Origin of the sequence: Thiohalocapsa marina, from assembly GCF_008632335.1 — a bacterium.
Taxonomy (GTDB): Bacteria; Pseudomonadota; Gammaproteobacteria; order Chromatiales; family Chromatiaceae; genus Thiohalocapsa; species Thiohalocapsa marina.
In genome coordinates, this window is sequence record NZ_VWXX01000028.1 from 41,513 (window position 1) to 50,549 (window position 9,037).

The 9,037-nt window shown below is 65.2% G+C and carries 9 protein-coding genes; 2 read left to right on the forward strand and 7 right to left on the reverse strand.

Annotated elements, in window-relative coordinates; all coding sequences use genetic code 11:
• Positions 1–104: 104 nt before the first annotated feature.
• The 7 genes from F2Q65_RS14675 to F2Q65_RS14705 all read right to left on the reverse strand — a co-directional run bounded on the left by F2Q65_RS14675 (position 105) and on the right by F2Q65_RS14705 (position 6,066).
• Positions 105–971 (reverse strand): RnfABCDGE type electron transport complex subunit B, encoded by an 867-nt coding sequence (locus F2Q65_RS14675; RefSeq protein ID WP_150094163.1) that lies wholly within the window; start codon positions 969–971, stop codon positions 105–107.
• Between the two features lie 249 nt (positions 972–1,220).
• Entirely contained in the window at positions 1,221–1,895 is a 675-nt protein-coding gene (locus F2Q65_RS14680) for a rhodanese-like domain-containing protein (RefSeq protein WP_150094164.1), read from the reverse strand.
• A gap of 82 nt (positions 1,896–1,977) precedes the next feature.
• Positions 1,978–2,535 (reverse strand): hypothetical protein, encoded by a 558-nt coding sequence (locus F2Q65_RS14685; protein WP_150094165.1) that lies wholly within the window; start codon positions 2,533–2,535, stop codon positions 1,978–1,980.
• A gap of 65 nt (positions 2,536–2,600) precedes the next feature.
• Positions 2,601–3,440 carry a sulfur oxidation c-type cytochrome SoxA gene (gene soxA, locus F2Q65_RS14690; protein WP_150094166.1) on the reverse strand — a complete coding sequence of 280 codons (840 nt, stop codon included), beginning with the start codon at positions 3,438–3,440 and terminating at the stop codon, positions 2,601–2,603.
• 41 nt (positions 3,441–3,481) lie between these two features.
• A complete protein-coding gene (gene soxX / locus F2Q65_RS14695) occupies positions 3,482–3,856 on the reverse strand; it encodes a sulfur oxidation c-type cytochrome SoxX (RefSeq protein WP_150094167.1) in 375 nt (124 codons plus the stop codon).
• Between the two features lie 156 nt (positions 3,857–4,012).
• Positions 4,013–4,648 (reverse strand): response regulator transcription factor, encoded by a 636-nt coding sequence (locus F2Q65_RS14700; RefSeq protein ID WP_150094168.1) that lies wholly within the window; start codon positions 4,646–4,648, stop codon positions 4,013–4,015.
• On the reverse strand, positions 4,645–6,066 hold the full coding sequence (locus F2Q65_RS14705; RefSeq protein WP_170265749.1) for a two-component system sensor histidine kinase NtrB: 1,422 nt from the start codon (positions 6,064–6,066) through the stop codon (positions 4,645–4,647). The genes F2Q65_RS14700 and F2Q65_RS14705 overlap by 4 nt, the downstream gene beginning before the upstream one ends.
• Before the next feature lie 260 nt (positions 6,067–6,326).
• On the opposite strand from F2Q65_RS14705, the gene soxB reads away from it, so the two are divergent.
• Both soxB and F2Q65_RS14715 read left to right on the forward strand, forming a co-directional pair.
• A complete protein-coding gene (soxB, locus tag F2Q65_RS14710) occupies positions 6,327–8,114 on the forward strand; it encodes a thiosulfohydrolase SoxB (RefSeq protein WP_150094170.1) in 1,788 nt (595 codons plus the stop codon).
• 45 nt (positions 8,115–8,159) lie between these two features.
• Positions 8,160–8,612: a protein YgfX gene (locus F2Q65_RS14715; RefSeq protein WP_150094171.1), complete on the forward strand. Its 453-nt coding sequence runs from the start codon at positions 8,160–8,162 to the stop codon at positions 8,610–8,612.
• The last annotated feature ends 425 nt before the right edge of the window (positions 8,613–9,037 follow it).

Sequence of the window (9,037 nt, forward strand, 5' to 3'; positions counted from 1 at the left end):
CTCCCGTCGAGCGAGCCAATGCGGGGTTGGAGTGAGTGGCCCGTCGGTGGGTGGCGCTGCGCCTGTCCACCTGACGTGTTGCACGATTTGGGTTCTGCAGGCGATCAGGTGATCGGCAAGGCCTCTTTGCGGATCACCTTTCGGGCATCGCGCCCCTTCAGGACCAGCCCGCCGGGCTCCAGCCAGACGATGGCGCCGGTTGGGCAGCGCTCGATGGCGACCTTGGAGGCGAGCGCATTCTTGCCATAGTCGACCTGGGCCAGGTTGTCACGGATTTCGATCAAGCCTTCCGGCGAGTCCTGGGCGCAGCGCCCGCAGGCGGTGCAGACGACGGCGCACTGGCGCTCGGCCTCGTCACCGAAGTCCAGATTCTTGCAGGCGACCCAGAGCCGATGGCTCACCGGATGCAGGCTGAACAGGTCTTTCGGACAGACATCCACGCAGTCGCCGCAGGCGGTACACTTGCTCTCGTCCACCACCGGCAGGCCGTGACGGTCCAGCTGGATGGCGTTGAAGTCGCAGACCACCTCGCAGTCGCCCAGGCCCAGGCAGCCCCAGGCACAGCCCTTGCCGCCACCCGACACCAGCGCCGCGGCGCGGCAGGTGTGCAGCCCCTGGTAGGCGGCCCGCATCCCGGCCACGTGGTCGCCGCCGGCGCAGGCCAGGCGCGCCACGCGCTTCTCGCCGGCACCCAGGTCGACCCCCAGGAAATCGGCGATGACCTGATTCATCTCGGTTGAATTGACGGTACACCGGCCCGGCTCTATCTCGCCCTTGACCAGCATCTCGGCAAAGGGGCGGCAGCCGGCGGTGCCGCAGGCGCCGCAATTGGCGCGCGGCAGCAGATCTTCGACCTGATCGATGCGCGGGTCTTCATAGACATACAGCCATCGGTTGGCGACGATCAGGATGATCGCGAGCAGCAGGCCGAGCGTGGCCATGAATCCGACGGCGGTGAGGATACTCAGCATGCGGGGCCCATCAGGGAAAGCGCGGTTCGGGACAGATGTCCGTTCGAATATTACGGAATTATGATACGTTTGGGATTGCTATTTATAAATCGAAAGTATTGTTTCGGGCTGGTTGCCGGTCGCCTGGCCGGCCGGTGGTGGCAAGGTTGCGCGTATTTACCCCGACGGTTTCTTGCCGGCAACTCCCGATCCAGAAAGCAAAAAGGCGCCCGAAGGCGCCTTGCTGTCAAGCGATTGTCCGGCGAATCGCTAGGGCTTGACCGAGGTCAGGCCGACGCTGACCCAGTCCTGCATGCCGCCGCGGTACCACTTGAGCTTGTGCACCGGGTAGCCCAGTTCCACCAGGGTCTGCAGATTGGCGGTGGACTGCGGACACCAGATGCCATTGCAGAACAGGATCAAGGTCTTGGCGTTGCTGAAGTCCCAGGTCTCATTGGCCGGGTCGTACGAGGCGCCGAATTCGTCGGCCAGGATATGCACCAGACCCTCGGCCTCGGTAGGGGTCTCGAAGGTGCCGGCGGTATCGGTATTGATGCGGTTCCAGGGGATGTTGACCGCGCCGGGGATGGTGCCGCGCATGACCCAGTCCGGCGTGCGCGAATCGATCAGCAGGATGCGGTCGTCTCCCTTGGACATGCGGCTCAGGTAGTCGAGCACCTCCAGTTCGCCGACGGTCTCGACACCGGGCGCGGCCTCCATGGGCTGGATGCAGAAGGGCGGGCAGCCGCGCTCGGACTTCTGGAAGATCTCCGGCAGCGTGGCGCCGCGGTCATGACCGCGCTGGATGATGACAGTCTCGCCGTTGTGCTTGACCTCCACCGTCTCGATGGAGGCGGAGATGCGGTTGTCGGCGGCGAACGCCGAGTTGCCGATGAGCAGAAGGCCAAGGAACAGGCCGGAGCCGACAGGGGCGGTGGTATTCATGGTGATGTCGTCTCTTCTCGAGGGAGCATGTTCGGGCGGGTGGGGGGATGCGCCGGACACAGGCCGGGGCATGGCCTTGGGGCTAGTCGGCGGACTTGCGCATGAACGCGGGGAAGTCGGCATTGCGTTCTGCCAGCGCCTGCTCGTAGCCCCGCTCGGCCTGGAACTTGGCGGCACTGGCCGCCTCGATGGCCTGGTCGAACTCGCCGGCACCGGCCAGCGTCTGGGCAGACTTGATCATGCTGCCGATGTCGCGCCATTCGCCGCCGACGGACGCGGCCTTCTGGCGAGCCTCTTCAGCGGACGCAATCATGGCCTCGGCCAGGGCTGCCTTGTCGTCGGTGGCCGCGGTTTCGCCGGCCAGCGCCTGCATGGCGAACTCGTCCTGACGCACCGCCCAGTAGGAGATCATGCGGGCACGGGTGTATTGCCGGCTTGGCATCAGGCCCTCGGCCTCTTCGATCATCTCCGTCGCCTGGCTGTCGGTGACGCCGGCGGCGGCGGCCTTCTCACGCATGGCCTTGGCCTCGGCGATGGCGTCTTCCGCCTCCTGCCGGGTGGTTGCCCAGGCCGCGGTGACCGGCACTGCAATCAGCAGGACGGCGATGACCAGCCGTGTGGCCAGGTTGTTCAACTTCATGGGGTCACTCCTCGATCGTGCTGGAAAGACACCCGGCGCTCGGGTCGCCGGGCGTCAGTCGGTTGTTATTTGCGGGCGCCGGGGCCATTCAAGGCCAGGCCGTTGTTCATGTAGGTCATGAAGTATTCCAGGTTGCGGTATTCCTCGCCCTGGGCCTCGAAGTCCTTGGCGCGCACCTGCTTGTTGCAGCCGGAGAAGCGCCGGTGCAGCGTGCCCATCTCGCCCCACTTGGAGCGGTAGACCGGGAAGTGCGTGGTGTGGCCGAAGGCCGGGCTCAGGATCTCGGTGCGCAGCGTGGTGCCGGAGTTGCCCGCATGGCAGCTGGCGCAGGAGAAGTTGAGCTGGCCGCGGCGAGCAAAGTAGAACTGCTTGCCCTGCTCGTAGGCCTCGAGCGCACGGGGGTCATCCTCCGGGATCACGACGTCGATGACCTGACCGCGGGACTCATAGGTCATGTAGGCGAGCAGATCGGCGATGGGCCCCTTCTTGTATTTTAGCGGCTTCTCGTCATTGGCCTCGCGGCACTGGTTGATGGCGAGCGGCAGGGTCATGACCAGGCCCTGTTCCTTGTCCCAGTGCGGATATTGACCGGCCACGCCGGGACCTTCGGGAAAGCAGTCGGCATAGGTCTTGCCGTTGGCGAAGGGGGTGTTCCACATGGATTCACCATCGGAGATGGCGGCCTCGTAGGGCGGAAACTCCTCGATGGCCTCCCAGTTCTCGCGGCCCACCGGGTCGATGGAGTAGACGCCGTTGACGAAATCGTCCTTTGGCACCTGCGGGAAACGTTGCTGGAAGTAGGCCTGCCAGTCCGCCTGGTCTTCGGCCGGGGTGCTGGCGATGAGCGGGGTGGTGAGCAGGCCGCCGATGCAGGCAGCGGTCAGTAGGGCGGTGGTCTTGTTCATTGTTTCGAGTCTTCCTCAGGATGGGGCTCGATGGCGGGCCGTTACAGGGACCAGATGTACTCGACGACGTTGACGAAGTCCTGGTTGCTGAGGATGCCGTGCTTGCCGAATGGCGGCATCACCACCTCAGGGTTCTTCACGGTGGGATCCCAGATCTGGCGAGCCACTTCCTCCTTGCTCGGGAAGCGCGTCTGGATGGCCACCAGCGCGGGGCCGATGGCCCCCGGCGAATCGCCACCGGGGATCACGTGGCAGGCGATGCAGTTGCCCTTGGCGCGGTCCATGGCGACCGCCTTGCCGGCTTCGACGTCGCCGTCGAGCTGCATGGCCGGCATCTCGGCGTACGCGCCCGCGCTGAACAGGGTCAGCGACGCGGCTGCCAGTGCGCCCTTGAGGGTGCTGTGTCTTGACAGCATGGAAGATCCTCCTCGATCGGTATTGGTTGTCGGTTTCGCGTCGGCAGATGATCGGCCCGCTGCCTAACAAACTCAAGGTTGATTATTGCTAATAAAGTGGGGTAGGCCGGAATGCGGTGGACACTCGCCAGGAACGCCGAACAGATCAGTGTATTCTCAGGCGCTGTCCCGGCTCCGGGCGGTATCCGTGTCGGTTGCCAGCATCAGGCGCATGAGCTCGGAGAGCGAACGCGCCTGCAGCTTTTCCATCACCTTGGCGCGATGGGCCTCCACCGTGGACTGGCTGATGCCGAGGTCCGCGGCGATCACCTTGTTGCGCTTGCCGTCGATGATCTGCTCCAGCACCTCGCGCTCGCGCTTGGTGAGCCGCTCCAGCCGCTCCTGGATGTTGGCCAGTTCTGCGGCATGGCCGCGTCGCTCGGCGTCGATGTCGATGGCGCGTTGCACCGCGTCCAGCAGTGTCTGATCGTTGAAGGGCTTTTCTATGAAGTCCACCGCGCCGTTCTTGACCGCGCGCACCGCCATCGGTACGTCGCCGTGACCGGTGATGATAATGATGGGGGGATGAATGGGCTCTTCGGCCAGGCGTTCCTGAAGCTCCAGCCCGCTCATCTGGCGCATGCGCACGTCGAGCACGAGACAGCCCGGCCGCATCGGGTCGAAACAGTTCAGATAGGCCCAGGCGGAATCGAAGCTGGCGCTGGGCAAACCAACCGAGTCCATCAGTAGCGCGATGGATTCGCGGACTTCATTGTCGTCGTCGACGATAAACACCGTCGGCTCTTCATTCATGCTCGGTCTCCGGCGGAATCTACTGTAGCGGCCATGGATTGTACTGCTTCTTTCTCTGGTTTTTCACTATCCGCGGTGGTGACTGCCATCGTTTCCGCGCCTGCGTTGCTCGCGCAGGGCAGGCTGAAGTAGAAGGTGGCGCCGATGCCGGGGGTGGAATCCGCTCGCAACCGGCCGCCGTGGGCCTCGACGATGCCGGCGCTGATGGACAGCCCGACACCGAGCCCCTGAGGCTTGGTGGTCACGAATGCCTCGAACAGGTACTCTGGTGAGCCCTGGCCCAGCCCTGGACCGGTGTCGACGACGCGAAACTCCACCATGGACCCCTGACGCCGTGCCAGCAGCAGCACGCGGCGCTCGCCGATCTGCTCGGCCATGGCCTCGATGGCGTTGCGCGCAAGGTTCAGCAGAACCTGCTCGATCTGTGTGCGCTGTGCCAGCACCTGGTCGACGTCGGCGCTGATGCGCTGGGTCAGCACTACGCTCGCGCGACGCGCATCCGCCCCCAGCAGCACCATCACGGTCTCGAACATCTCCGCCACGGCCACCGGGGCCACCTCCGGCAGTTCCTTGCGCACGAAGCTGCGGATGTGACGGATCACCTCGCCGGCGCGTTCCGCCTGGGCGGCGATCTTGGAGACGATCTGGATGCAGTGCTCGGCATCGCTGCGGCCGGCTTCGATCAGGCGGATGCAGGCGCGGGCATTGGTGGTGATGGCCGTGAGTGGCTGGTTGAGCTCGTGCGCGATGCCCGAGGCCATCTCCCCCAGGGTGCTCAGTCGCATGTTGTGGGCCTGCTCCACCTCGTACTGGCGGATGCGCTCCGCCTGCCGACGCCGCTCGGCGATGTTGCGAAAGACCACGACGGAGCCGATGGTCTCACCGCGCTCGCCCAGCAGTGGCGTGACGCTGTATTCCACCGGAAAGCTGGTGCCGTCGCGGCGCCAGAAGACGTCGTCGTCGACGAACCGGGGCTGGCTGTCCATGCAGGTGGCGTGCACCGGGCAGGTCTCCTGCGGATGGGGCTCGCCGTCGGGGCGCGTGTGATGCAGCAACTCATGGCTGTTCTGGCCGATGATCTCTGCGGCGCGCCAGCCGCTCATGCGTTCCATGGCCTTGTTGGCGAAGGTAGTGCGACCGTCGCGATCGATGCCGTAGATGCCCTCGGCAACCGAGTCGAGGATCAGCTGCTGGCGCTGCTCCAGCCTGGCGTTGGCCCGGCTCAGCTGCTGGTTGAGCTGCAGCGTGCGGCTGGTGAGGCCCACCAGCAGTACCAGCACGGTGGCGCCGCCGACCACGGCGATCCAGTACCGGGTCAGCGCATCACCAAGGGTGAAGGGGGCCGGGGTGTCCGCGGCCGCGCTGCCGCTAACAAGCAGGAGCGCCGGCACCATCAGCGCCGGCCAGGGGGCCAGCAAGGGAGCAGGCAGACGGATGAAACGGGGGTGCGGCAGCCGCCAGCGGAGCGCGATCTGCAGGGCCCTTGGCCATTTCCCGGCATTTGGTCGTGATTCTACAGATGGCAAACCGGGTGAGGGCATGTGCATACTAGCGCGCCTGTGACAGACGGGCGGTCGGTTGTTTCCGGCAGGTATTGCGCCGCTCACGAAACGCGACGGCCGCAGCGCCCGGATGCCGGTGAAGTCAAAGAACCAGAGACAGAGGAGATGATACCCCAATGACCATTTCACGACGCGAGTTCATGCGGCTGGTGGGCCTGGCCGGTGCGGCCGGCATGTTGCCGGGTTCGGTGTTCGCGCAGGCAAGGCAGCCGAGCGATCTGTACGAGGTGCCCCGGTTCGGCAATGTCTCGCTGCTGCACATCACCGACACCCACGCCCAGCTCAACCCGATCTACTTTCGCGAGCCGAACGTGAACATCGGCATCGGGCCGGCCTTCGGCAAGGCGCCGCACCTGGTGGGTAACGCCCTGCTGCAGCACTTTGGCATCGAACCGGGCGGCATCGAGGCGCATGCCTTCAGCTTCCTGAACTTTCCCGAGGCGGCGGAGAAGTTCGGCGCCGTCGGCGGCTTCGCGCATCTGAAGACCCTGGTGGACCGCATCCGCGCCGAACGCGGCGACGGCAATTCCCTGCTGCTGGACGGCGGCGATACCTGGCAGGGCTCGGGCACCGCCTACTGGACCCGCGGCATGGACATGGTCGGCGCCTGCAACCGGCTGGGTGTCGATGTGATGACCGGCCACTGGGAGTTCACCTACCGCGACGAGGAGGTGATCAAGAACATCGGCGCCTTCAACGGCGACTTTGTCGCCCAGAACGTCAAGGTGCGCGAGGAGGCGCTGTTCGACTACCGCTTCGCCGACTTCGGCGGTTTCGATGAGGATGCCGGGCTGGCGTTCAAGCCCTACACCCTCAAGGAGGTGGGCGGCGTGAAGGTGGCCGTGGTCGGTCAGGCCTTCCCGTACACGCCCATCGCGAATCCGTCGCGCTTCATCCCGGACTGGACCTTCGGCATCCAGGACGCGCGCATGCAGGAGATCGTCGACCAGGTGCGCGCCGAGGAGTCGCCGGACCTGGTGGTGGTGATCTCCCACAACGGCATGGACGTGGATCTGAAGATGGCCTCCCGCGTCACCGGCATCGACGTGATCTTTGGCGGTCACACCCACGACGGCATGCCCGCGCCGACCGTGGTCGACAATGCCGGGGGCAAGACGCTGGTCACCAATGCGGGTTCCAACGGCAAGTTCCTCGGTGTCATGGATCTGGACGTACGCGACGGCAAGCTGCGCGACTACCGCTATCGCCTGCTGCCGGTGTTCTCGAACCTGCTGCCGGCGGATGCGGAGATGGCGGCGTACATCGAGGAGGTCCGCGCCCCCTACAAGGACAGGCTCACCGAGGAGCTGGCCACTGCCGAGGAGCTGCTGTATCGGCGCGGCAACTTCAACGGGACCTTCGATCAGGTGATCTGTGATGCGTTGCGCAAGGTGAAGGACGCGCAGATCAGCCTGTCGCCGGGCTTCCGCTGGGGTACCACGGTGCTGCCGGGGCAGAAGATCACCATGGACAACGTGATGGATCAGACCTGCATCACCTATCCGGAGACCTATCGTCGGGAGATGTCGGGCGCGGAGATCAAGGCGATCCTGGAGGATGTCTGCGACAACCTGTTCAACAAGGACCCCTATGTGCAGCAGGGCGGCGACATGGTGCGCGTGGGCGGACTGGACTATGTCTGCGATCCGGCCGCCGGCATGGGTGAGCGCATCACCGAGATGCAGCTCGACGACGGCACCCGGATCGAGGCGGACAAGAAGTACGTGGTGGCGGGCTGGGCCACGGTGGGCAGCCAGGCGCCGGATGAGCCGATCTGGGAGACGGTGGCCACCTATCTGCGCGATGTGAAGACGGTGAAGCTGGCCAAGCTCAATACGCCGAAGCTGAAGGGTGTGCAGGGTAATCCGGGTCTGGCGGATTATGCGGGCACGGTGTTGAGCTGATCACCTGGTTTCCCGGGTCGGGCTTTCCGGCTCGGGCCCTCCGGGGTGAGCGATCATCGACTGAAACCGCCGCTGAGGCTGCGTCTGGCGTTGTCTCGGCGGTTGCTGGGTTATGTATTGCTGGTGCATGGGATGGCGCTGGCGGTGCTCTGGCTGTTGCCGCCGGAGGCTTCGTCGCTGGTGTGGCCGATGCGCTTGGGCGTTGGGGCGCTGGTGTTGGGGAGTCTGGGCTTTTCGCTCTGGTGTCATGTGTTGCATCGGGCGCCGTGGTCTGTTGTGGAGGTGGCGCACGATGATGAGGGCTGGGTGCTGACCAGGGCGGATGGCGGTCTGGAGCAGGCGCGGTTGTTGCCCAGCACCTATGTCGGCGTTGGGCTGGTGGTGTTGAATTTCCGTGTGGGGCGTTTTCGGCGGCGCTCCGTGGTTTTGACGGAGGGTGCCGTTTCCTCGGAGGCGCTTCGACAGGTACGGGTTCGGTTGCGGACCGGGGGTGGTTGAGCTGAACTGGGGTTTTGCTGGGGTACTTCGGGTTTTGTTGGGGTGTTTCGACCTGAGTGGGCTGGGTGGTCGCGGTCGGGGGACGCCGTGAATCCGTCCGTGGAGGCTTCACGATCGCATCCATGCGATCGAGACCCCCGACCACGACCACCCAGCCCGCTCAGGTCAGCTCCGGGCCTTGACTGGCGTTTGGGGTGTCGTCGCCTTGCCGGGCTTATCTGACCGCGATCACCCGGCTTCGATACCTCGCTTGTTTGGGGCAGTCCTGTGGACTGACTTGGGTCCGAGGCGCTGAGGCTGACGGCGACTGTTTCGCCACTGGGGAGATCATTCGCGGTCGAGCACGGTAGGGCGGGTTAAACCACCGCCACCGCCCCCCGCCCCCACCGCCGGGGGGGGTGGGGTTTAAGCCCGACACAGTTGAA

What these genes read in the sequence shown, in the direction of transcription:
- F2Q65_RS14675 (WP_150094163.1), bottom strand. Translation starts at nt 971, where the DNA reads ATGCTGAGTATCCTCACCGCCGTCGGATTCATGGCCACGCTCGGCCTG.
- F2Q65_RS14680 (WP_150094164.1), bottom strand. Translation starts at nt 1,895, where the DNA reads ATGAATACCACCGCCCCTGTCGGCTCCGGCCTGTTCCTTGGCCTTCTG.
- F2Q65_RS14685 (WP_150094165.1), bottom strand. Translation starts at nt 2,535, where the DNA reads ATGAAGTTGAACAACCTGGCCACACGGCTGGTCATCGCCGTCCTGCTG.
- soxA (WP_150094166.1), bottom strand. Translation starts at nt 3,440, where the DNA reads ATGAACAAGACCACCGCCCTACTGACCGCTGCCTGCATCGGCGGCCTG.
- soxX (WP_150094167.1), bottom strand. Translation starts at nt 3,856, where the DNA reads ATGCTGTCAAGACACAGCACCCTCAAGGGCGCACTGGCAGCCGCGTCG.
- F2Q65_RS14700 (WP_150094168.1), bottom strand. Translation starts at nt 4,648, where the DNA reads ATGAATGAAGAGCCGACGGTGTTTATCGTCGACGACGACAATGAAGTC.
- soxB (WP_150094170.1), top strand. Translation starts at nt 6,327, where the DNA reads ATGACCATTTCACGACGCGAGTTCATGCGGCTGGTGGGCCTGGCCGGT.